This is a genomic window from Atlanticothrix silvestris CENA357 (assembly GCF_016056295.1).
In the GTDB taxonomy this organism is placed as follows: Bacteria; Cyanobacteriota; Cyanobacteriia; order Cyanobacteriales; family Nostocaceae; genus Atlanticothrix; species Atlanticothrix silvestris.
Genome location: NZ_JAECZB010000001.1, coordinates 239,003 through 261,443 on the forward strand (window position 1 = coordinate 239,003; position 22,441 = coordinate 261,443).

Here is a 22,441-nt window from a genome sequence, read left to right on the forward strand (position 1 = left end):
GTATGAGTATTACACCCAAAGGGATAAGTATATTGGAATTATATCGTCTTTATAGAGAAAATAATCTTATTGTAAATCGTAGATACCAACGTAAACTTGTATGGGCGAAAACAGAGAAAGCATCTTTAATAGAAAGCATACTTTTAAAATATCCTATTCCACTAATTTTATTTGGCAAATTTAAAAAAGATGGGAAGGATATGTATGAAATCATTGACGGAATGCAACGATTAAATGCCATTTTTTGCTTTATCGAAAACCAATTTTCAATTGATGGTAAGTTTTTTGATGTTACAAAGCATCCATTAGCTAATGAGCTAAGTAATCAGGGAGTATTTAAACCAATAGAAACAAGCATAGAAAATTTATTAAATGCTCAAGAATGTATAGATTTTTTAGAATATTCATTAGCCGTTACTATCTATGAGGCTAACAGTAATAAAGAAATTGAAGATGTATTTAATAGAATTAATTCCAATGGAAAACATTTATCTGCTCAAGAGGTAAGATCAGCTGGAGTTACTAGCAATTTTGCAGAATTAGTTAGATTATTAGCTTGTGAAATTCGAGGTGATGTATCAAGAGAAATTGTTCCTCTTTCAGAAATGCCTGAGATTAGTATTGATTCTAAATCTATTAATTTAGGATATGGAGTCCTTGCAGAAGATACATTCTGGTGTCGTCAAGGTATTATAAGTAACTCTGATTTGCGGGAGAGTGCAGATGAACAATTGTTAGCAGACATAATACTTTCTATAGCTTTAGGAAAACCTTTTCCAGCAAGAAAAGAAAACTTTGATAATTATTATGGCAAGGGAGACGTAGATAAATCAGATGAAATAGAATTAGCTGTTACACGATATGGAACAGATAACCTTAAAGAAGATATTAAAGCGATACTATCGCAGATAAAAAATGCTGTAAATTCAGTCTCATTAACAGACTCAGGAAATGATAAAAACTTCCTCAGAAGGATTCTTAGTCGTGATGGAGGAGTTAGCAATCCAGTTAAGGAGCCGTTTTATACATTATTTATGGCTTTTTACGATCTAATTATTCAAGAATCTAAAGAACCTTTTGATTATCAGGCAATTTTTAATGCGGTAATGGGACTTATGACAAAAATAGAAGTAAGTGCTAGTATTACAGCAGATAAAAGAACAAGAAATATTGGTCTTACGAAAGGACTAATTCAAAATTATTTTAAATTATCAACATCAACAACTCGTAGTAGTGGTTCTTATGCCATAGACTTGGAGAACTATTTAAGACGCTCTAAAACAGAAGCACCAAATTATGATTTTAAACAAGGATTATTATCATTAAACCGTTCTAATCGAAGTTTCGATAACAATTGTTTTGAAAAAATTTGTCAAAATATTGCGGCAATAGCAAATCTAGGCAAAGGAAAAAGAGGATATATATTTTTGGGAATATCTGACAAAGAAAAAGATACTGAACTTATTGAAGCACTTGATCAAATATCTGCACCTAGATTTTTCCCATTCGGTATTGTTGGAATAGAAAGAGAGGCTAAAATTCAAAGCATAACGCCCGATCAATATATACTAAATATTAGTCGAAAAATTAGGGATTCTAAATTACCAGAATGGCTAAAAACCTGCGTTAATACAGCATTAACACCCATAACATATCATAATCACACAGTATTAATGATTGAAATACAAGCAGGAAAAGAGCCTGTATGGTATGAAAATAAGCTCTATATAAGAGATGGACATGAAAAACAACCTCAAGAGTTATCTGGTGAAAAAATTAGTGCGGTATATAACTTGTTTCAATAGAAAAATATTATTGGCAACTTCGTAAGATTGGGAATTTAAAGCCTAAATAAAACGATATCTTCGGTGAGCTTCGCTAACGCACTCACTCATCCAAACAGGCGATGTCTAACGACAAGCCGCTACGCGTCTACGCTTTATTTTTGAGATTTTCTGTAAGGCGATCGCACTCACTCTTCCACAACAGCGATCGCTTTACTTTTGAGGTTTTCTGAAAGGCGATCACTCTACTCTTTCACAACAGGCGATCGCTTTGCTTTTGAGGTTTTCTGTAAGGCGATCGCCTAAAATGACATCATACAATCAGCGATCGCTTTGGTAATGGGGGAGTGCGATCGCTTCTATATTAAATTTTATGGGAATATTCAAGTTTAATTTTTTTTATGGATGCGTTAACTATTAACTTTGCTCCTGTTATTCAAATAACAGATGAGCAATTCTTCCAGTTATGTCAGATAAATGAATTAATCAGATTTGAGCGTAATGCTGATGGCACATTGCTACTAATGCCTTTAGTAGGAGGCTTAACCAGCAACCGCAATGCTAATTTAACTGCTCAACTTGGAGTGTGGAATCGTGATGAGTCACTAGGTATAGCTTTTAGTTCTTCGGTTGGGTTTATTTTACCAAATGGGGCAGTGCGATCGCCTGATGCATCTTGGTTAAAACGTGACAGATGGGATTGTCTCACACAGGAGCAAAAAGAGAGATTTCCGCCTGTATGTCCTGATTTTGTAGTGGAATTGCGTTCTGATACTGATTGTTTAATAAGGCTACAAAATAAAATGCAAGAGTACCGAGACAACGGTACTAGATTAGGTTGGTTAATTGATTTAGAAATTCGGCAAGTAGAAATTTATCGCTTTGGTAGAGATGTTGAAGTGCTGCAATCTCCTGATACTTTATCAGGAGAAGATGTGTTACCGCAATTTGTGCTTAATCTTAAAGGTATCTGGTGAATTGATTAAAATACGAAATGCGTTAGCGTAGCTCACCATAGGTATCGCATTGTTTTTGAGATTTTCTGCAAGGCGATCGCTCCCTGAAGTATGCGAAGTGCGATTTCAGTTATCATAAGCATTTCAGGTAAAAATCATAAGTTGTGAGCCAACAAGACAAACTCCTAGCTAAAATTTTATTGGGTACATCTGATGCAAACATTTCATTTACCCAATTACGTCAACTGTTATGTGATTTAGGGTTTGATGAACGTATTCGCGGAAGTCACCATATTTTTACCCAAGAGGGAATAGAAGAAATTCTTAATTTACAACCTAAAGGTTCTCAAGCCAAAGCGTATCAAGCTAAACAAGTTCGTGCAGTAATTCTTAAATACCAATTAGGAGGTCAAGATGACACTTCATTATGAAATAATTCTCTATTGGAGTGAAGAAGACCAAGCATTTATTGCCGAAGTACCAGAATTACCTGGATGTGTTGCTGATGGTGAAACTTATATTAAAGCACTGCAAAATGTAGAAATTATTATGCAGGAATGGATTGAAACTGCTCAAGAACTAGGTCGTTCAATTCCTCAAGCAAGACAACGTTTGATCTCTGCCTAATTTATGATAATACAAAGCGCGATGTCTAACGACAAGCCCTTCGGGTTCGACAGTTCGCAACCGACGGAAACCGCCAGGATTGCGACTGCCTCACCGCTATGCGTCTACCCTTTGTTTTTAAGGTTTTCTGTAAGGCGATCGCACACTCTTACACAACAGACACTTGCCTTAATGTTGAGGTTTTCTGCAAAGCGATCGCACTCACTCTTCCACAATAGGCGATGTCTAACGACAAGCCCTTCGGGTTCGGCAGTTCGCAACCGACGGAAACCGTCAGGATTGCGACTGCCTCACCGCTACGCGTCTACGTTTTATTTTTGAGATTTTCTGTAAGGCAATCGCTCACTCTTGGACAACATGCGATCGCATTTATAGCAATTCTCGATTAGGTGCAGTAAAGTTTTGACCTATCTCCTTTTAGGAGATAGGCTTTGAGTGTTACTCCCCTTACTTTCTAGGGAAGGGGCTGCGGGTTAGGTCTGCATTCCATGCAATTAAGAAATGCTTACATAGGATTATAATCTTGTTGATTAGCGATATCCATTGGAGGTCGATCGCTACTCCATGCCCACCAAACAAAACCACAGTTACAGCTGTAGAACTCTTGCCATTTGCGACGATGATCTTCTGTCATCACAGGCGATCGCCGATTGATCCAAACTTGCAGAGCTTCTAGGCTACTTGAGTGACATTTAGGACAGCAGAATTTATCAGCGTGAACTGCCTCGTTTGTCCATTTAGGTGGGATGGGAGCAAAAGCGTCCATGTAGTTAAAAATATAGTCTTAATGGTTATTCAAAACTTTGAGGCTTTGAACTTGGAATAAATGGGTACCATAGAATCCCACTACACAATCAAACTGCTCAAAGATTAGCACAAAAGGGGAATAGAAAATAGGGCATGGGGCATTGGGAAGAAGGGGTAAGGGGGAAGGAAGGGTTAAAGGGTTTGTTTCTTCATCCTTTACCCTTTTCCCCCCTCTTCTTACTCCCCCTGCTCCGGTTGTTGAGCGTAGTCGAAACACTGCTTCCCCTGCTTCTTCCCTAGTCTTAATCTTTTTAAAATTATGGAGCCAAACTTTGAAATTCGGCGATTGTTAGATGTAATGCCTGCTTCTGCTCGGATGACTACAAAAATTGTTAGCAAGCCAGAGCAAGCAAAGGTAATTGATGCAGTTTTTCCTTTGCCGTGGAATCAGGAGCGACCGATATATATTAATTTTGACTTATGGCATCGCTTGACGAAACCACAACGGGATTTACTACTATTGCAAAAAGTTAGCTGGTTAGCAGGAGTGAAGTGGTTTAAACCCAATATTTATCAAGGTGTAGTACTAGCAGGTCTATTGGCTGGATTAATAGAATCAGCACAGTCAGATATAGTGGGTGTAGCTGTCGCTGGGGGATTAAGTGCGATCGCTTTAGTTCGCATCTGGCGCATTAATAAATCTCAAGAGTCAGAATTGAATGCCGATGTCACAGCCATTAGAGTAGCCCAACGGCGGGGTTATTCTGAAACTGAAGCTGCCCAGCGTTTGTTATCTGCTATTGAGGCGATCGCTAAAATTGAAGGACGTACCAGTTTTAGTTTTACCGAGTTGATGCGTTGCCAAAACTTGCGGGCGATCGCTGGGTTATCACCCGTTGGCATACCAAAAAATTAATTACGAATTACGTTAGCGCAGCGGTAGCGAGGTGTAAAAAGTCATATCTGAATATCTCATCCCACCATGATATTGATAGGATGAACGAGCAATACGAGGCGATCGCTTGCATCACCCTATTTGTAGTGTTTACGCGATAGCAGTCGATAAGCAGCGTTTATGAGTGTCTGAGAAACCATCAAAGTAGGCTTGGAGATCGTTCAAGGAAACATCTGTGGAGATCAATCCAATATAGTTGTCAGGTCTTAACAGTACCTGGAAAGGTCGGTGAGTGCCAAAGATTTCTCCGACTATTAAATAAAGGGGAATGACGTTGAAGTCGATTAAATTGCCGTATTTATTTTCGAGTTCCGCCTTCAAATCCTCATAATCGTGTTTCCCATCTGAGAACACAAGCAGGTGAAATTTTGGATCACGAAGTCTGTCGTAAATATTCATTCCATCAACTAGAAAATAAGGCATTCTATCCCCGGCTTTGACCTCAAACTTTTGATCGCCCTGATGCTTGCTTAAAGAACTGTGGCGGTAGTTCAGTCCGATTTGAGAAACCATTGGAAAAAGAAACTCTTTTGCTGCTCCCAACTGCGTCACAAAACCAGCAAGACTTGGCAAAATGCGATCGCGGAAAAATCGGAAATACCACTGGTCGCCCGCCGCGACTTCAAAAAACTGGTCGGTAGTCTCCAAGAGCCGTTTCGCATTCGCTAGGCGTTCCTCGTTGTAACTTTGCAAAAGCGAATCCTTAGCATTGCCGCGCAAAACAAACGCGAGCTTCCATGCCAAATTGTAAGCGTCTTGGATACCCGTATTCATGCCCTGACCCCCCGCAGGTGTATGGACATGTGCGGCATCGCCCGCCAGAAAACATCTGCCAACGGAGAACTTCTCGGCGCGACGAGTATGCACTTTGTAAATCGAAAACCAGCGTACATTCGTAATCTCTAGTGGACGCTGCATCAATTGCTTGACCTTGTTTTCGATTTCATCGTAGGTCACTTCTCGATCCACTTTGTCATTGTATTCAGGTAAGTTGCCAATAAATCTCCAATGTTTCCCGCTTTGCATGGGAACGACTAACACAAAAGAGTCATGCCCTAAGGAAGCGTAAAATGTGCCTTCTTCTGCTGGGAACTCCATCTCCACATCCGCGACATAAAACAGGCGCGGGTAGGTCGAACCTTCAAAGTTGAGACCTAGGAAATGTCGCGTTGGACTGCTTGCACCATCACAACCCACTAAATATCGGGCTTCAACCGTCTGCGTTTCGCCGTTTGCAGCTTTAAGAACCGCTGTTACACCCTCCTTATCTTGTGTCAGGCTTTCCATTTCGGTCTGCCACTGAACATCTTTCCTGTTGTGTTGGAGATGTTCGTAAAGCAGATGTTCGTTTTTGCTTTGTTCATAAACGAGCATAAAAGGAAAAGGACTCAGTTGTACGCCGAAGTCCGAAAAATCTATATTGCTGCTGACTTTACCGTCATGCATCAAGATACCTTTCTGTACGATCTCCCCATTTTGGACGGCTTTTTCTGCCAAATTAACTTGGTCGTAAATCTCCAATGTACGCGCATGAACTACTAAAGCCTTTGACAAATCGGTGACACCTTCTTTCTTGTCAAAGATCACAAAGTCAATGCCGTAACGCATCAATTGTACGGCCAACGAAAGCCCAGTCGGGCCGGCTCCGACGATAATCACATCTGTTTTAATTGTTGTCTTCATAGTTTCAACCTCAGTTTTCAAAATTAGTCTTAGTTAGGGTGAGCGCTGATGCCGTGCAGCAGTTGAGTAACTAACTCCACCCACGGGCGAATCGGCAGACGTGCTAAGTGTGTGGTTAACACTGTTCCAAGCAGCATTCTGGCAGTTAAGGCTGTATTGTGAGGACGTAATTCTCCTAGTTCAACACGCGTTTCTAAATAAGCCCCCAACGCTGTAATTCCTTCTTCTACGATCGCGTGCAGACAGTCTGCAACTTCAGAGTTACTCTGGCTTTCGCGCACCATGAGGCGAAACAGTGACTCTTTGCGATCAATCATTGCTGAAAAGCGCTCTGCCACTTTCTGCAATACACACGCCGCTGTCTCGCCATGTTCTACTAAAAGCAAAGCGCGCAACTCCGGCAAAAAGCTATGTCGCTCCCAGACCGCCCTAAGCAGTTCGCTTTTACTCGGAAAGTAGTGATACAGCAGTCCTACTGCTACGCCCTCCGCCGCCGCGATTTGCTTGATACTTGTTGCGTCGTAACCCTGCTGGGAAAACAGTGCCAACGCTGTATCTACCAGATGCTCACGCCGCACGATCGCTTGTTGCTGCCGGGAACTTTTTGCTTGCATGTTTATTGATTGAACGTTCATTCAATAAGACCATAACACAACTTTTTGGTAAAAGGAAAGGCAATGCAACAATGAAGATTAGCAAAAAACAGCCATGTCTCTGTACTTCAGCAGAGTAGGAAATGCCATATCAGGCTAATTTAATTTTGATTACAGTGATAAATTCTGTATTCGTAGCCGTTGACTGCTGGTAAAGATTGGGTCTCAAGAACACATTTTTTAACTTCTTCGGCTATGGGAGCATGAAAGTTCACAAGCCATAAATCAAACGGTTGCGGCAGTGTCTTTAATGTATTTTCTAAGGTAGTGGTAGAAGTCTGAGGATCTTGATCTTGATGAGCAAGGAGAAATAGAGGAGATGAAGAAGGATAATTTTGAATTTTCAACTCCCTGGCTATGCCCATCATTTCCCCAATTTGGACATGGGTAATTTGGGTAGTAGCAATGAGTACTGGGACTTGGGATGTTTTTTGAATTAGTTGTAAAAAAAGGTCAGGACGATAGTATTTTTGATAGCCAAGATTACTGACAACTGTCACAGCGCTGAAAAATCCCATTAGCCAAATGAGGATTACGGCTTTTTTACCATTAATTCCCCATCGTCCTATTTCCCCGGTTGATTCTTGAGAACTTTGCCAACAAACTGCAAGACTCGCTCCTAGTAAAACGATCGCAGCTGGGAAGTAAACGAAGTTATAACGAGCGCCTCGTGTGAGATCTATGCCCAAAAAGTAAGTAAAAATAAAGAATAAAGCGATCGCTCCTACAACGAACCCAGACAATACCTGAGTCATCAACCGATTTTCTGGTTGTTGTAGTTGCATCTTAAACCCACGAACTAAAATTGGTGCTGCCCAAATCAAAAACACCAACATTACCAGCCCAGAGAAAATAACAATTGCTAGTTGTGGGGCTTCAACTGGTAGCAGGTAAAGCATGGTGATCCATGCTGCGAAAGCTTGAAAAATTGGACTTAACCAAGCAAACCCCTCCCGTGGTTGCTGTATCCAATCTGTCAATTTGCTACCGTAGCTATTCTGCAAAAACATTGGTAGCCAAACCGCACCTGCAACAAAAGTACCAGCGGCTACGGCATAGATGCGCCGCCAGGGAAGAAAGAATAGGGGAGAAAATTTTGTTCCATTCTGGGTTTGATGCCAAGCTAAAGCAACTAAAACTAGAGCTTCCGCACACAAAGTCAGGACAAAAAAGTAATGAGTTGCGATGCCTAAAGCATTAATTCCTACCCAAGAAAGGGCTATCCAGATGGGTAGTTGACTGCGGTTTTGAATGTGACGTGTAACAACTACCAAGCAGGCTAAAGAAGCAATCACCCACAAAATTGCCAAAGTGTAGTGACGAGCTTCTTGTGCTAAAAAAATAGCGAAAGGTGATACTGCCATCATGGCAGCAGCTAAATGCCCAACTAAGCGAGAGCGAAAAGTTAGCCAGCCTAAAGCATAAATAGCTGGGACAGATGCAGCGCCAAAAATAGCAGCCAGCGATCGCGCCCCCCACAAAGAAACTAAACTGTTTTGTGTAGGAAATAACTGCATCCACCAGTGAGCTAAGACAAAGTAAAGTGGAGGATGGTTCGTTTCACTACTAAGATGTGCCCACACATCAAAGATGTTAGCGCCGGGTTGTGGTTGCAGTGGTTGTAATAAAATATCAGGTGCGATCGCTTGATCTAGCGGTACTGGCAAAAAACTATTGCCTAAACTAAACACTAAAGTAGAAAATTCATCAGTCCAAGGAGACTTTCCAGTCAAGTTGGCTAAACGCAGACACAGCCCGATGATAAACAAAATCAGGCACAGCAAGGGGTGAAACCAGCGATGAAACATGCTGGCATATCGATTAGATAAATGCATCCTTTATAAGATAGGAATTTCCCTTCCCAGAAGCAGACGGTAGGTAATATTAGACTTGATATTTGAAATTAAGTTCAATGGCAACTGTGTAATTATTTTACGTCGGTTACACGCCAGCTTAATTTTAAGTTCACCCAAAAATTCCAAATAGTAGCAACGGCGATCGCAATCAAGTTAGCAATGTAGCGGTTAGGAATAATCAAATTAAACACTAAGTTCAATACCAGAACGTTTAAAAGCAATCCAGCCAGGCAAATGAGATTAAATTTTAAAAAGCGTTTCAGACGTTGATGCCATTCTTGCTGCTTCATGCTGACATCAGCAAAAGTCCAAGCGTCATTCCAAAAGAAATTATTTAAAATCGCAATTTCACCAGCAATAATTTTGCTACGTGTCAATGGCAAGGCTAAAGTAGCCGGGTCACTGAGTAAATACAGCATTGCCATATCTACAAATACCCCACTTAGTCCCACCAACCCAAAGCGCAAAAATCGACCAATTGGGAACCCGGTTTGTTCATTCATTTTTCCTAACACGCCTTTAGACAACCGTAACCGTAACAAGTGGTGGAGATATTCTATATATTGTTTCCATGTCACTTTGCTTTCGCCCTCTTGGCGTTCACAAAACACATAACCTGCTTCGGTAATTTCGCCCACTTTTCCGCGTCCAATTACCTCTAGGAGAATTTTGTATCCTACAGGGTTTAGTATTACCCCGGCGATCGCACTCCGGCGTACCATAAAATAACCACTCATAGGGTCAGAAACTCTCCCCAGTACCCCCGGTAACAAAATTAATCCCAACACCTGAGCGCCACGAGATAAAAAACGCCTGACAACACTCCAACTACTGACACCACCACCTTCGACATGACGGCTAGCTACAGCCAAATCTGCACCTTCTTGAATCCCCCATAACAGTTGTGTCAACACCTCTGGCGGATGCTGTAAATCTCCATCAATTACACCTAACACATGCCCTCTTGCTACTTGCCATCCACGAATTACCGCCGATGAAAGTCCCTTTTCTTGTTGACGGCGCATTACCCGCAGCTGCGGGTATTCTCTCGTCAAACTTTGTGCCACTTCCCAAGTGCGGTCTGGGCTATCATCATCAACTACAATCAGTTCGTAGTCTTTTGGTATCAACTCATCCAATAACTGACTCAATATCTTAATTACATTCTGGATATTGTCACGCTCTTTATAAGTGGGAATCACTAGAGATAAATAGATAGCTTGATCATCTCTATCCACGCTGGTAGGTAACAAATCAGAAATTTGCAATACACCAGTGGGAACTTTTAACAGCGTGTCGAATGAATTGACATTCATAAAATAAATTGTGGATCTTAAAAAGAGATTGTATAAATTCTGACAAAAATTACAACTAATTATTTGTTGTTTAAGTTCAAAAGGCAAACAATTTTTCTATATTTTTGCACTCATCTAGTATGTATTTTTATTTGTTATGGGATATTTCTTAAAGTTTAATTACTGCCTCATTTAAGCAATGATTTAGAAGATATTAAAATGTTGTTCAACAAATTTATTAGATTAAAAATATATACTACATTTCTGTGTTAACAGCAAGCTAAATATGGTAATTTTAGCATGAAGATAAATTATGGCTATGTTTTATAAAAATTGATGAAAACTTATACTTCTCCAGTCAATACTTTACAAAATTTAAAAAATATTATTCCTCCTTGGTTTAGATTTTTAATTATCGTTTTATTAGTTTTGGGGATATATTTTCGTTTTGTTAACCTGGAGAAAAAAGTCTACTGGCATGATGAAGCTCATACTTCATTACGGATTTCTGGTTACACGAAAACAGAATTTGTCCAACAAGTGTTTAATGGGCAAGTCATCAATGTTGATACTATCCAAAATTATCAGCGACCTCATCCAGAAACAGGTGTAATTAGTACAATCAACTCTTTGGCAGTAGATGAAGCCCAGCATACGCCGCTGTATTATGTGATAGTCAGATTATGGGTACAACTTTTTGGCAATTCAGTAGCGGCAGCAAGAAGCCTGTCGGCCATTATTAGCCTCCTAGCCTTTCCTTGTATCTATTGGCTGTGTTTAGAGTTATTTGAGTCACCAATAACAGCATGGATGAGTATAGCACTTTTGGCAGTCTCGCCCTTACATGTGTTGTACGCTCAAGAGGCACGACAGTTCAGTTTGTGGATTGTAACTATTTTGCTAGAGAGTGCTGTCTTGCTTAGAGCAATACGCCTGCGAAAGAAACGCCTGTGGGGAATTTATGGAGTTACAGTAGCACTCGGATTATATACATTTTTATTTTCTGGATTGGTGGCGATCGCTCACGGCATTTATGTAATTGCTATAGAACGTCTGCGATTTACCAAAACAGTTAAAGCTTATTTGAGCGCAACTAGTCTAGGGTTTCTAGCTTTTGCACCTTGGATTGTTACTATCATCAATAATTTATCTCAAGTTGATCGCACAACAAGTAGCGCTCAAACTAGACAATCTATATCAAGTTTGGTTTCAAATTGGGTTACTAATATTGGGGGCTTGTTTGCAGATTTTTGGCGTTACGAACCATTTTTCCCAGATTTTAATTTACCTATTTTGCGTTGGGGCAGATTTTTAGTTCCTCTGCTTTTATTTTTAGTAATTTATGCATTTTTATTTCTTTATCGACGAACAGCACCCAGAGTTTGGTTATTTGTTTTTACATTGAGTGGATTTACTGCATTAGCCCTCATATTACCTGATGTGATTATGGGAGGACAATTAAGTACTAGGGCTAGATATGTGATGCCATGTTACGTAGGCATTCAGTTAGCTGTTGCTTACTTATTAGCAACTCAAATTATTGCTGCTAAATTGATAGTTCATAAGTTTTGGCAATTAATCATAGTTATAGTAATTTCGATTGGATTACTATCTTGTGCTATTAGTTCCCAAGCTGAAACATGGTGGAGTAAAGGCAGTCATGCCAATCCCGAAGTAGCTCGGATAATTAACAAAACTAATAATCCACTTGTAATTAGTAGTAATTCTTCCTTGAATATTGGTGATTTAATGTCTTTAAGTCATCTGCTCAATAAAAACGTAAAACTGCAATTAGTAATTGAGCCAAAGACACCAAATATTCCCAACAATTTCAGTCATGTATTTTTATTTAATCCATCTCAAAAATTTAAATCAAAAATAGAGGAAAAATATAACCTGACAATGATTTACAAAAGAGGGAGATTGTGGAAGTTAGAACAAAAAAATAACTAAATTGTTTGTTTGGGCATTGGGCATGGATAAGAAGAGCAAAGGGGAATGGGTAAGGGGGAAAGGGTTTATTTCTTCATCCTTTACCCTCTTAACCTTTTCCCAAGATTGTTGCTCCCCTGCTCCCTACCCCTTGTTATTGCCGCTGACAATTCCTGACCACTGCACTTTTTTCTCTTTTTCTCGACGGTAAGAAAAGAAATGATCGGGAGTTTGAAAAGTACAGTAAGGAGCGATCGCCACTTGTTCTGCACTAATCCCCAAATTTTCCAGTTGTAAAACATTCACTCGCCGCACATCCAGCCTAACTTTACCTGGATTGGGATCTTCCAGTAAGGGAGAATTAGGTAACTCGTGCAATGCATCGACAATCTTTTGTGCGTCTTCATGGGGTACGATGCTAGACCCGATTTCCGCAGCTACCTCAACAGAAACTTGGTAAACTTCTCCGGCGATCGCAGGGCCCATTGCAATACGTAAATCATTCAGTTTGCTACCTTGTGCTTGCAGTCGGGCGATCGCTTGGGGAACAATTTTTGCTGCTGTACCCCGCCAACCCGCGTGTAGTGCTGCTACCTGTCCAGTTATTACATCCCCAATTAATACAGGCGTACAATCGGCGCTAGCTACCCACACCGCTTGTAGAGGCTGTTCACTAATTAGACCATCTGCCGGGGCTAAATCATCCTCAAGAGTGCTTACCTTGTGATCAACTTCTTGGGGAGTCAGAACTGTATTGCCATGAACTTGTTTTAAACGATAGACTGATGCTTCTGGGTGTAATACGTTTGTCAACTCCTGTGGTGATCGCGGCCAAAACTGATGGGTAAAGAAGCCGTGATGCCAATGTTCTAAAAGACTACAACTCAGGTAGGGTAGTCCTTGCCAATTGTGCCAATGCCAAATGTGCATCTTTAACCAAATCCAACAGAAATCAAAATCAGCCAATTCATGCTAACTTGAACAACGGAATTTGGGCTAACTATTGTGGCACTTGATCAGCAATTAGTGGAAATTGGCTTGAAAAAAGGACGTGAGTCTAATTATTTACCATTTTCTCTACATATTTTTGAAAGCGTTTCCTCCACTAACCAAACCCTCTGGAATTTGCTTAACCAAGGAACTGAAAGTGGCTCTGTAGTAATTGCCGCTCAGCAGACTGCCGGAAGAGGACAATGGGGTCGCCAGTGGATTTCTCCCACCGGAGGATTATATCTTTCGGTGGCGATCGCTCCTAAACTAGAAGCTACTGCCAGCTACCAACTAACTTTAGCAACTGCTTGGGGAATTGCTTCACAATTGTGCCAGTGTGGCGTGAATGTGGGGATTAAATGGCCTAACGATTTAGTCTTAAATGGTCGCAAATTAGGCGGTATTTTAACAGAAACGAAAGTAAACAATGGATGTATCACCCAAGCAGTGATCGGCGTTGGCATTAACTGGGCAAATCCAGTACCAGAAACTGGAATTAATCTAGAATTATGGCAAGCTACCCAGGCGAGTAAATCTATTTCTTGTCTGGAAATGCTAACCTCCACCGTTTTGCTGGGAATAGAATCCGGTATGCAATGCCTTTGCCAAGAAGGAGTAAGCATACTCTTGTCTCGCTATTGCAATCTACTGACTAATATGGGTGATAAGGTATGCGTCAATAATCATTCAGGGATTGTAGTTGGGGTAACAGATCAGGGAAATCTCCGGCTAAAAATGGTAATAGATAATACAAATGAACTAGCGATACCAGAAATTTCTGTTGAACCCGGTATAATCAGTTTGGGATATAGCAAGACTTCTGTTTAACTAGAGGTTTGTTTAAAATTTTGCTCTTAGGGCGAGACAAACCACCAATTGAAGAAAAAATGAAGAATAAAGGACGAAAAAAGCCAAAAATGAAATGCAAGCCACCGAGATTACTTGGTGGGGTCTTGATTTCATATTTCTCCTATCGGAGACACTACGCGAACATCCCTAACACTTCATACTTTTAAAAAAACTTCAATTGAATTGGCACAAATGTAAATACGTCTATCTTTGGATTACTCTAAAAACAACTGAGAGAACAAATGACGCAGCGCAATAACTCTGCCCAAAACCGTTTGCACAACTCAAAACAGCAAGATTTGACGACAAGACGCTTCTCTTGCGGGAAACTACTCCGTATTTATTTATCTACCTTGCCAGCACAGAGTTTCTGTTTGTTAAGTAGTGTCAGCTTCCTCAGTGGTGGCTTGGCGCTTGCCCAAACAGAATCATCAATAGATAACATCGTTCCCACTATTGAAAATTCTCAGCCAACAGCGGCGACAATTCCCGTAAAAAAAGATACTGCTGCTTCTAAAGCAGTGCGATCGCAGCCGAGTGTTTCCCAACCACAAACCAAACTCAGGCAGAAACTTCGCAGACCTGAAGCTGCTCAATCAGCAGCACCAGTTAGACAATTAAAACCTAAAGTTGAAACTGAGCAATCAGCGGCACCAGTTAGACAATCAAAACCTAAAGTTGAAACTGAGCCTGTTGTAAATATCCAACGCTCAGGAACCCAGGCAGAAAACTTGCGGGTAAGTCCAGTCCGTATTAGTGAAGAAAAACCCCAAGTAGAATTTTCTCAACCCAAAGCAAGTGTTGCAGATAGAGAAGAAAAACCCAAAATCGAGGTAGCTAAACCCACTGCTCCTCGCTCTTTACCAGAAAGACTTCCTCAAGTTGCCCAACCATCAAAAAACTCGAACAATCCTGTTAGGGCGACGGCAGGGAAAACCAAGGATTATAATAACGCCTATATTGACCCCACCAATTACAACACTGATACGGCCGCTACTTATCAAGCACCTAATTCTGTAATACTCACAGAACGCTCTAGTGGTTGTCGAACAACTTTATCCACAGGGCAAGGTGTATCAGGTGGTAATTGTGCCAAAGCACCTCAAACTCAGCGTTTAGCTAATCAAAAGCCAGCACCTAATTGGCTCAAGAAAAGTCAAACTGCCCAGTTAGCAAGCACTCCACCAGTCCGACAAGTGGCTACTACTGGCAACAGCAGTAAATGGCGTGCTACTGGTAATAGTTCTACTGGTGTCACCAAGACTGCATATCGTCCTAACAGGTTTATCCCCAACCCTAGCAATTTCGCTACCACAAGAGTCAACGCATCCCCCATTGCACCGAGTGGTGGTACTTTGCCCCCACCAATGGCTGATGGCAATATTGCTCCTCGCCCCAGCACAGTGTCTTACGACTTCGCCCTAGCATCAGTATTGCCACAAATACCTTTCAGTGGTGCGATCGCCTATCGTGGCAGTACAGGAATGGTATATCCGCTTTCTGTAGCTGCTCCGATTACTTCATTGTTTGGTTGGCGGGTACATCCAATTACAGGCGATCGCCGCTTCCACGCTGGTACAGATTTGGGTGCGCCTATGGGTACACCAATTTTGGCAGCAGCAAAAGGTCAGGTGGAAACTGCTGACTGGAAGGGTGGTTATGGTTTAACCGTTACCGTAAATCACACTTCTGCTCAACAAACCCTTTACGGTCACATGTCAGAAATCTTTGTTCAACCCGGTCAATGGGTGGAACCAGGAACTGTCATCGGGCGAGTTGGTAGTACCGGCAATTCCACAGGGCCTCACCTCCACTTTGAAGTCCGTCACCTCACACAAAAGGGGTGGGTTGCTGTTGACCCAGGAGTCCAATTACAGATTGCCCTTGGTCAGTTAGTACAAACCTTACAAACTGCTCAACTACCCCAGCAACCAGGCTCATAAAAAGAGGGGTAAGGGGCAAAGGGTAAAGGGAAGTAGTTATTATTTTCTTTATCTACCCCTGCCTCCTGCCCCCTGCCTCTTCTTATAAATACCCGTGTTCTGCTAAAAATGCAGGTGTAACTACACCGAGACTGATATCATCTGCGGCTGTGTGCTTGCTTTGGCTAGGATAAAGGAACTTTTCCACGTACTTGCCCAAAATATCCCCTTCTAAATTTACCCAACTCCCAGGAGCAAGATAGCGGAGATTAGTTTCGGCATAAGTGAGAGGAATTACTGCTACTGTGAACTGAGATGTTTCTGGCTCGTATGCAGCTACCGTAAGGCTGATGCCATTCACAGCAATGCTACCTTTAGGGACAATGTACCGCGCGATCGCTTCGGATGCCATAAAAGTCATTTCCCAAGAACTAGCTGTTTGTTCAACCTCTAGCAATCGGCCTATGCCGTCTACATGACCCATCACGAAATGACCACCAACTTTGCTACCTACCCGCAGAGAGGTTTCTATGTTGACATATCTCTGTTGTGTTTCTTCACCTCCCAAAGTTGTGCGGCGGAGAGTTTCCGGTGAAGCAGTAGCGATAAACCCGTCTTTTAAGACTTTTTCTACAGTCAGGCAAACACCATCTACAGCAACGCTGTCACCGTAAGCCAAATCCTGCATAATGACAACAGATGGCTGACTCATACAAGTAATTTGCCAAGAATCGCCCTCCAAGGGTTTCATAGTTCCTAAGGCTTGGATTAATCCTGTAAACACGGCTTTTTTGTAAAACTAACTCTATTTATTGCCTAATTTCCCCTAAAATCCACTGGTAATTCTCACAATAATCTCAAACAATCTAAGTATAATTTCTGACTGCATTAATTATAGGAATAATAACACATTCGCATCCTTCACAAGGCATACTTGGTTAAGAAGCTTATTGTCTAAACGAACCAATTTGACTTACTCTGGTGTTCACAACAAGTTCGGAGTTTAATAGAAGCAATTATAGAGAATAATGATTATGTTTATTCGTGTCCCAGACTCGCCGAATAAAGAGTTTTATTTGTTACATAGCACCCAAGCGCTCAAAGGATTGTAGAGGCTTAACCAATGATTGAAATGAAAGTCGCTGGTATAGCATTAGATGCCATAACCCGCAGCCCGATCGTACTTTTGAAAGATGCTTCTGATCGGCGTGCTTTGCCAATTTATATTGGTCAGGAACAAGCAAGGGCAATTATGGGTGCGCTGGAGAACCAAAAGCCTCCTAGACCCTTAACCCACGACCTAATTGTGAATATGTTAGAGACATGGAATATGGCTTTAGAAAAGGTCATTATTCATTCCTTACAAAAGGATACATTTTATGCAGCTTTAATTGTCCAGCAAGGTGAAGTCAAAAAAGAAATTGATGCACGTCCTAGCGATGCGATCGCGATCGCTCTACGTACTAATACCCCCATTTGGGTAATGGAAGAAGTCGTTGCTGATGCTTCAATCCCTGTTGATCGCGACGCGGATGAAGCAGAACAGCAAGCCTTTCGTGAATTTATCTCTAATCTCCGTCCTGAAGATTTAATCAAGCGCTTTGGTGATGGCGACAGTTAAAAAAGTTGTAAGTTAAGAGTTATGAGTTATTTCAACTTTTAACTGTTAACTTCTAACTCTGTTCAAGATGCAATACCGACGCTTTGGCAAAACAAATCTACGCCTCTCGGTTTTTTCTTTGGGAACCATGCGCTACCTGGCTGATGTCGAAAATGCTCAGCAGACGATCGCTAAAGCCTTGGCGCTAGGAATTAATCATCTAGAAACAGCTAGAGGTTACGGCAAAAGTGAGGAGTATCTTGGCCGTGCAATCAAAAGTGGGTTGTTAGTATCTCGTTCTCAATTTCACATCACCACTAAAATTCCGCCCACAGCTAACGCTGATAGTATGCGTCGGTGCATCTGGGAATCCTTAGAAAGATTCAATCTAGATTATCTAGATTGTCTGGGGATTCATGGCTTAAATACTTGGGAGCATCTAGAGTGGGTGCAAGCCAAAGGTGGCTGCATGGTAGCAGTGCAAGAAGCCGTTGCTGATGGCCGAGTGCGACACGTTGGTTTTTCCACCCACGGATCATTAGAAGTTATTCAAGCGGCAATCAATACAGATTTTTTTGATTTTGTCAATCTGCATTATTATTATTTCTTTCAACGGAATGCACCAGCGATTCAGTTAGCTGCCCAGAAAGACATGGGCATTTTGATAATTTCTCCTGCTGATAAGGGAGGAAGGCTTTACACCCCGCCTCAAACTCTAAAAAACTTGTGCCAGCCATATTCGCCTTTAGAGTTAAACTATCGTTTTTTGCTGAATGATCATCGCATTACTACCCTCAGTGTAGGGCCAGCAAACCCAGATGAATTAATCGAACCTTTGCAGTTTGCTAATAGTGATAGTGAACTAACACCAACAGAAATTTCTGCTTTCCAGCGGTTAGAAAATTACCAAAAAACTATTTTAGGAACTGATAAGTGTAGCCAGTGTTACGCTTGTTTACCCTGTCCAGAAAATATTAATATACCAGAGGTATTACGATTACGAAATCTCGCCGTAGCTTATGATATGACCGAGTATGGCAAATATCGCTACGGAATGTTTGAAAATGCTGGACACTGGTTTCCTGGGATGAAAGCCAATCGCTGCACAGAATGCGGTGATTGCTTACCTAGATGTCCAGAAAATTTAGATATTCCAACTTTATTAGAAGACACCCACGAAAGATTAAATGGCAAAGCAGGTAGGAGATTGTGGGGATAATTAATTCGTGAAGCAGTCTACAAATTTTATGGTTTTAGCTGCTTCTCTTGCCTTAAAAATTGCTGAGCGCAAAGAATTTACGACACTTTACTTTATTATTCTCTCATGAGAGTGATGAAAGAGCGATAAATAATGACAAATCGCAGACTTGATTTACATTATCTAGGTTTAGCTGGGGCGATCGCACTGGGTGCTATTTTGCGTTTTTGGCATTTAGACTTAAAACCCCTGTGGATGGATGAGGTAATTACTGCCATTTTTAGTTTGGGTAAAAATTACCATGATTTACCTTTGAATGTAGCGTTTCCTCTTGAGCGCGTGCAAGAGATTTTTACATTCCAGCCTGGGGTGAGTTGTAATCAAATTGCCGAAAATGTTGCTAATCAGTCTACCCATCCGCCGCTGTTTTTTTGTGGGATGTACAAATGGCTGGGGTGGATGACTCCCTTGGGTTTCGAGTGGGTAGAAAAATTGCGATCGCTACCGGCTTTATTTGGTGTAGGTGCGATCGCGGCAATTTATGGTGTCAATCGCATTGCCTTTTCTCCTACATCTGGAAGTATCGCAGCATTGATGATGGCTGTTTCACCTTTTGCTGTTTACCTTTCCCAAGAAGCACGGCACTACACCATGCCCATGTTCCTAATAACTTTATCATTATTGGGACTCATACAAATTCAGCGAGATATCTTTGAGAGTCAACGTTTAAGATTTTGGGTTTGGATTTTATGGGCAATTATTAATAGTATCGGTCTTTATGTTCATTACTTTTTTTTGTTGGCTTTCATTGCTGAAATTGCCACACTAATTTTGTTGATGTTCTGGGGTGGAAAAAAGATAGTAAATCCACACAAAGTTTGGCTTGCTCTTCTTCTCTCAATTAGTGGAGTAGTAATTAGCTTTGTTCCCTGGTTAATTGTGATATTGAATCATTTTCAAAGTTCTGAAACCAATTGGTTGCCTTCTCCCAATTTACTTGCACCCCTATATCAAACTCTCATTAGTTGGATGTTGATGATAATTGCTCTACCTGTGGAAAATCAACCTATAATCATTACAGCTATTTGTGGATTTTTAATGGTGATTTTTGCTATTTGGGTAGGGCGGCAAGTATTTAAAGGTTTAAAAATACTGTGGTTACAAAAGAAAACTCATCTAGCAACATTTACACTTATAAACTTCACTATTTTTGTAATATTACAATTTTTTGCTATTGTTTATTTATTAGATAAAGATATTACTGCTGTTCCCCGCTACACTTTTGTTTACTATCCTAGCTTTTGCGCCCTTCTCGCAGCTACTATCAGCACAAGTAAAAATTCTAAATTCATACTTTTAATTATTGGTCTTATTAGTTGTATTTTTGTAGTTTCTAATTTAGCTTTTCAAAAGCCATTTCAGCCAGAACAAGTCGCCCAAAACATCAACTTAGAAACTTCTTTACCAGTAATGTTAGTGGTAGGATACAGCAATTACCAAGATGTAGCCTTGGGATTAAGTTTTGCCTTGGCATTAGAAAAAATTAGGATTACTACAAGCACATCTGTAATTAAATTTGATAGTTTTGCCTTGTTAGATAAAAAACCTGATTTATCTGTTTTATGGAATAAACTTTCTCAGATGCCTGTACCAAAAGCCTCTAAATTGAATTTATGGATAGTTGGCCCTGGAATGAGAAGACGAGACTATCCAAAGCAGGTAGCGCTTTCTGGGCAAACTACCTGCACTATAGATCCCGCGCAGCACTATCGCATAGGTATTCCCTATCAGCTTTATCGGTGCAGTCAACCCCTTTCGGGGAATTAAAAATTAAAAATTAAAAATAATCAGTGCTGGCTTTTAACCCACCACTGATTGTAGTCCGCTGAATGAACTTCAGTGAGAGCCTGTACTCAAAATTAGCCAAAAAGCCTCATGTGGAGACGGCGATTTATCGCGTCTTTTGCCTTAACCAAGAAACGATTTATTTATTCGTCAATTTGCCAAGCATCCTTGGTGATTTCTTCATCAAAGATTTTCTTAGGACGCACAATGACAATAATTTTGCCTAACAGAGGAAGTTCTGCTTCAGTTTCAAACCACTGAAAATCTAATTCACCGTCGTTGTTAACGACAAAGTAGCTAGAATCATCCCATTGTCGTTGGGCGCGATCTATTACTACTAATAATGGTTTGGGTGGATTTGTTGGTTGGTTCGGGAGGCGATCGCTATTACACAAAACTACCACTGGATCTTCTGCACTTAGCAGCACTTGCCAACCTGGTAAAGGAACCCAGGCTTGCTCTCCTGCAAATTTGACTAAGCGAAATGGCTGAATGTCTTCTACCAAAGGCACATTTTGCAAGTCTTTGGGTGTTAATGGCAACTCACCTACAACTGGCAGAATGCGAGGTAATTCCTCATCAGATTCAAATCGATAAAAGGGTAAAATCGGCGCTGGGCGCTTGGAAACAACCGTAAAATCAACTAGTAACTGTTCTATTTGTTTCCTAGCTTCGGGCGTTTGAGCAAATCGCAAACCTTTGGCAATTAGACGCGATCGCTCTTGTAAATCTGTATATTGGCGTGCCAGTTTCCACGATTGATAAGCAACAGCATCACCTGGATGGTTAGAAAAACCTTCCGGTAAATTGCGGAAACGAGAGAAATCTTTAATTGCTTTGGCTATATCTCGTGCTTCATCAACATCGAGTTTATGAACAAAGGCAAGTTCAGCGGCTGCGGCTCGTTCTTCTTGAGTAAGCAGACGTAGCTCATATAAAATGTCACTGCCTCTTGTAGCGTAATGCGATCGCGTCGCCTCCGATACTCCACCATTTTCTAAAGAACCATAAACTTGGGAACCAACAATCACCTGATTTTGTTGAATCGGTTCAAATCCAGTTTCTTCAAAGATCTGTTGGGGATTGTAACCAGATTTTTGTAGGGAAGCGATCGCCATTCCCCATTCCACCCAATTGCCTTGCTTTTGCCGCAGCTTTCGCAGCAACTCTTGTGTATCATCATTGGCAGGATTTTGAGAGTTGGGTGATAAGTCAGTCATATTTATGGGGTGGGAGCTTCAATTTGCAAAGGTAATTGATACCTCGTCAGCAAATCTTATTGTAATCTTTAACAGCGGACTATCTCTACACTCTACCGCCAGACAAAATTATGAGTTATGAATAATACACATAACATAAGTGGGAGCAAATAGATCAATATAAAAACTCTACCCTCTTGTGGTTAGTGGTTAGTTGTTAGTTGTTAGTGGTTAGTGGTTAGTGGTCAGTGGTTAGTGGTTAGTGGTTAGTGGTCAGTGGTTAGTGGTCAGTAGTAAAGATCTTTTTAAGAACATGGAGTATTAAACCACATAAAAAACAACACTTCTCT

At 40.9% G+C, this 22,441-nt stretch carries 20 protein-coding genes; 12 read left to right on the forward strand and 8 right to left on the reverse strand.

The genetic code is table 11. From position 1 onward, the window contains the following. The first annotated feature begins 2 nt into the window (after positions 1-2). From I8751_RS01105 to I8751_RS01125, 5 genes are all read left to right on the forward strand, one after another. Entirely contained in the window at positions 3-1,805 is a 1,803-nt protein-coding gene (locus tag I8751_RS01105) for a GmrSD restriction endonuclease domain-containing protein (RefSeq protein ID WP_214437319.1), read from the forward strand. A 380-nt stretch (positions 1,806-2,185) separates the two neighbouring features. Next, a complete protein-coding gene (locus tag I8751_RS01110) occupies positions 2,186-2,761 on the forward strand; it encodes a Uma2 family endonuclease (protein ID WP_214437320.1) in 576 nt (191 codons plus the stop codon). A 143-nt stretch (positions 2,762-2,904) separates the two neighbouring features. Beyond that, positions 2,905-3,171, forward strand: a complete 267-nt coding sequence (locus tag I8751_RS01115) for a type II toxin-antitoxin system HicA family toxin (RefSeq protein ID WP_214437321.1) — start codon at positions 2,905-2,907, stop codon at positions 3,169-3,171. Further along, positions 3,155-3,367 carry a type II toxin-antitoxin system HicB family antitoxin gene (locus tag I8751_RS01120; RefSeq protein WP_214437322.1) on the forward strand — a complete coding sequence of 71 codons (213 nt, stop codon included), beginning with the start codon at positions 3,155-3,157 and terminating at the stop codon, positions 3,365-3,367. The genes I8751_RS01115 and I8751_RS01120 overlap by 17 nt, the downstream gene beginning before the upstream one ends. Positions 3,368-3,588: 221 nt before the next feature. Then, positions 3,589-3,756 (forward strand): hypothetical protein, encoded by a 168-nt coding sequence (locus I8751_RS01125; RefSeq protein WP_214437323.1) that lies wholly within the window; start codon positions 3,589-3,591, stop codon positions 3,754-3,756. Between the two features lie 116 nt (positions 3,757-3,872). Here the strand turns inward: I8751_RS01125 and I8751_RS01130 are convergent, their stop codons facing one another. Further along, positions 3,873-4,133, reverse strand: coding sequence for a hypothetical protein (locus I8751_RS01130; RefSeq protein ID WP_214437324.1), 261 nt, complete (start codon positions 4,131-4,133; stop codon positions 3,873-3,875). A 300-nt stretch (positions 4,134-4,433) separates the two neighbouring features. Here I8751_RS01130 and I8751_RS01135 point away from each other — a divergent pair, with 300 nt between their 5' ends. Beyond that, positions 4,434-5,030: a DUF3318 domain-containing protein gene (locus I8751_RS01135; RefSeq protein ID WP_214437325.1), complete on the forward strand. Its 597-nt coding sequence runs from the start codon at positions 4,434-4,436 to the stop codon at positions 5,028-5,030. A gap of 129 nt (positions 5,031-5,159) precedes the next feature. On the opposite strand, the gene I8751_RS01140 is transcribed toward I8751_RS01135, so the two are convergent. The 4 genes from I8751_RS01140 to I8751_RS01155 form a co-directional block, all read right to left on the reverse strand. After that, positions 5,160-6,752 carry an FAD-dependent monooxygenase gene (locus I8751_RS01140; RefSeq protein WP_214437326.1) on the reverse strand — a complete coding sequence of 531 codons (1,593 nt, stop codon included), beginning with the start codon at positions 6,750-6,752 and terminating at the stop codon, positions 5,160-5,162. A gap of 29 nt (positions 6,753-6,781) precedes the next feature. Continuing rightward, the gene (locus tag I8751_RS01145; RefSeq protein WP_214437327.1) at positions 6,782-7,387 is read right to left on the reverse strand and encodes a TetR/AcrR family transcriptional regulator; all 606 of its coding nucleotides are present in this window, start codon (positions 7,385-7,387) and stop codon (positions 6,782-6,784) included. 119 nt (positions 7,388-7,506) lie between these two features. Continuing rightward, entirely contained in the window at positions 7,507-9,213 is a 1,707-nt protein-coding gene (locus tag I8751_RS01150) for a glycosyltransferase family 39 protein (RefSeq protein WP_225893881.1), read from the reverse strand. 119 nt (positions 9,214-9,332) lie between these two features. Then, the gene (locus I8751_RS01155; protein WP_214437329.1) at positions 9,333-10,577 is read right to left on the reverse strand and encodes a glycosyltransferase; all 1,245 of its coding nucleotides are present in this window, start codon (positions 10,575-10,577) and stop codon (positions 9,333-9,335) included. A gap of 315 nt (positions 10,578-10,892) precedes the next feature. Between I8751_RS01155 and I8751_RS01160 the strand changes: the two genes are divergently transcribed. Further along, positions 10,893-12,509, forward strand: a complete 1,617-nt coding sequence (locus I8751_RS01160) for a glycosyltransferase family 39 protein (RefSeq protein ID WP_214437330.1) — start codon at positions 10,893-10,895, stop codon at positions 12,507-12,509. A gap of 123 nt (positions 12,510-12,632) precedes the next feature. Here the strand turns inward: I8751_RS01160 and pgeF are convergent, their stop codons facing one another. After that, positions 12,633-13,418: a peptidoglycan editing factor PgeF gene (gene pgeF, locus I8751_RS01165; RefSeq protein WP_214437331.1), complete on the reverse strand. Its 786-nt coding sequence runs from the start codon at positions 13,416-13,418 to the stop codon at positions 12,633-12,635. Positions 13,419-13,493: 75 nt separating this feature from the next. Here pgeF and I8751_RS01170 point away from each other — a divergent pair, with 75 nt between their 5' ends. Together I8751_RS01170 and I8751_RS01175 are read left to right on the forward strand one after the other, a co-directional pair. Further along, positions 13,494-14,306 (forward strand): biotin--[acetyl-CoA-carboxylase] ligase, encoded by an 813-nt coding sequence (locus tag I8751_RS01170; RefSeq protein ID WP_214437332.1) that lies wholly within the window; start codon positions 13,494-13,496, stop codon positions 14,304-14,306. Positions 14,307-14,569: 263 nt separating this feature from the next. Beyond that, entirely contained in the window at positions 14,570-16,270 is a 1,701-nt protein-coding gene (locus tag I8751_RS01175; RefSeq protein ID WP_214437333.1) for a peptidoglycan DD-metalloendopeptidase family protein, read from the forward strand. 82 nt (positions 16,271-16,352) lie between these two features. On the opposite strand, the gene I8751_RS01180 is transcribed toward I8751_RS01175, so the two are convergent. Further along, positions 16,353-17,033 (reverse strand): riboflavin synthase, encoded by a 681-nt coding sequence (locus I8751_RS01180; RefSeq protein WP_214437334.1) that lies wholly within the window; start codon positions 17,031-17,033, stop codon positions 16,353-16,355. A gap of 339 nt (positions 17,034-17,372) precedes the next feature. Between I8751_RS01180 and I8751_RS01185 the strand changes: the two genes are divergently transcribed. From I8751_RS01185 to I8751_RS01195, 3 genes are all read left to right on the forward strand, one after another. After that, positions 17,373-17,870: a bifunctional nuclease family protein gene (locus tag I8751_RS01185; protein ID WP_214437335.1), complete on the forward strand. Its 498-nt coding sequence runs from the start codon at positions 17,373-17,375 to the stop codon at positions 17,868-17,870. A gap of 67 nt (positions 17,871-17,937) precedes the next feature. Then, positions 17,938-19,068, forward strand: coding sequence for an aldo/keto reductase (locus I8751_RS01190; RefSeq protein WP_214437336.1), 1,131 nt, complete (start codon positions 17,938-17,940; stop codon positions 19,066-19,068). A 132-nt stretch (positions 19,069-19,200) separates the two neighbouring features. Continuing rightward, positions 19,201-20,874 carry a glycosyltransferase family 39 protein gene (locus I8751_RS01195; protein ID WP_214437337.1) on the forward strand — a complete coding sequence of 558 codons (1,674 nt, stop codon included), beginning with the start codon at positions 19,201-19,203 and terminating at the stop codon, positions 20,872-20,874. 161 nt (positions 20,875-21,035) lie between these two features. Here I8751_RS01195 and I8751_RS01200 read toward each other — a convergent pair whose 3' ends face one another. Then, positions 21,036-22,112, reverse strand: coding sequence for a RuBisCO accumulation factor 1 (locus tag I8751_RS01200; RefSeq protein WP_214437338.1), 1,077 nt, complete (start codon positions 22,110-22,112; stop codon positions 21,036-21,038). Between the last annotated feature and the right edge of the window lie 329 nt (positions 22,113-22,441).

What these genes read in the sequence shown, in the direction of transcription:
- I8751_RS01105 (WP_214437319.1), top strand. Translation starts at nt 3, where the DNA reads ATGAGTATTACACCCAAAGGGATAAGTATATTGGAATTATATCGTCTT.
- I8751_RS01110 (WP_214437320.1), top strand. Translation starts at nt 2,186, where the DNA reads ATGGATGCGTTAACTATTAACTTTGCTCCTGTTATTCAAATAACAGAT.
- I8751_RS01120 (WP_214437322.1), top strand. Translation starts at nt 3,155, where the DNA reads ATGACACTTCATTATGAAATAATTCTCTATTGGAGTGAAGAAGACCAA.
- I8751_RS01125 (WP_214437323.1), top strand. Translation starts at nt 3,589, where the DNA reads ATGTCTAACGACAAGCCCTTCGGGTTCGGCAGTTCGCAACCGACGGAA.
- I8751_RS01130 (WP_214437324.1), bottom strand. Translation starts at nt 4,133, where the DNA reads ATGGACGCTTTTGCTCCCATCCCACCTAAATGGACAAACGAGGCAGTT.
- I8751_RS01135 (WP_214437325.1), top strand. Translation starts at nt 4,434, where the DNA reads ATGGAGCCAAACTTTGAAATTCGGCGATTGTTAGATGTAATGCCTGCT.
- I8751_RS01140 (WP_214437326.1), bottom strand. Translation starts at nt 6,752, where the DNA reads ATGAAGACAACAATTAAAACAGATGTGATTATCGTCGGAGCCGGCCCG.
- I8751_RS01145 (WP_214437327.1), bottom strand. Translation starts at nt 7,387, where the DNA reads ATGAACGTTCAATCAATAAACATGCAAGCAAAAAGTTCCCGGCAGCAA.
- I8751_RS01150 (WP_225893881.1), bottom strand. Translation starts at nt 9,213, where the DNA reads ATGTTTCATCGCTGGTTTCACCCCTTGCTGTGCCTGATTTTGTTTATC.
- I8751_RS01155 (WP_214437329.1), bottom strand. Translation starts at nt 10,577, where the DNA reads ATGAATGTCAATTCATTCGACACGCTGTTAAAAGTTCCCACTGGTGTA.
- I8751_RS01160 (WP_214437330.1), top strand. Translation starts at nt 10,893, where the DNA reads ATGAAAACTTATACTTCTCCAGTCAATACTTTACAAAATTTAAAAAAT.
- pgeF (WP_214437331.1), bottom strand. Translation starts at nt 13,418, where the DNA reads ATGCACATTTGGCATTGGCACAATTGGCAAGGACTACCCTACCTGAGT.
- I8751_RS01175 (WP_214437333.1), top strand. Translation starts at nt 14,570, where the DNA reads ATGACGCAGCGCAATAACTCTGCCCAAAACCGTTTGCACAACTCAAAA.
- I8751_RS01185 (WP_214437335.1), top strand. Translation starts at nt 17,373, where the DNA reads ATGATTGAAATGAAAGTCGCTGGTATAGCATTAGATGCCATAACCCGC.
- I8751_RS01190 (WP_214437336.1), top strand. Translation starts at nt 17,938, where the DNA reads ATGCAATACCGACGCTTTGGCAAAACAAATCTACGCCTCTCGGTTTTT.
- I8751_RS01195 (WP_214437337.1), top strand. Translation starts at nt 19,201, where the DNA reads ATGACAAATCGCAGACTTGATTTACATTATCTAGGTTTAGCTGGGGCG.
- I8751_RS01200 (WP_214437338.1), bottom strand. Translation starts at nt 22,112, where the DNA reads ATGACTGACTTATCACCCAACTCTCAAAATCCTGCCAATGATGATACA.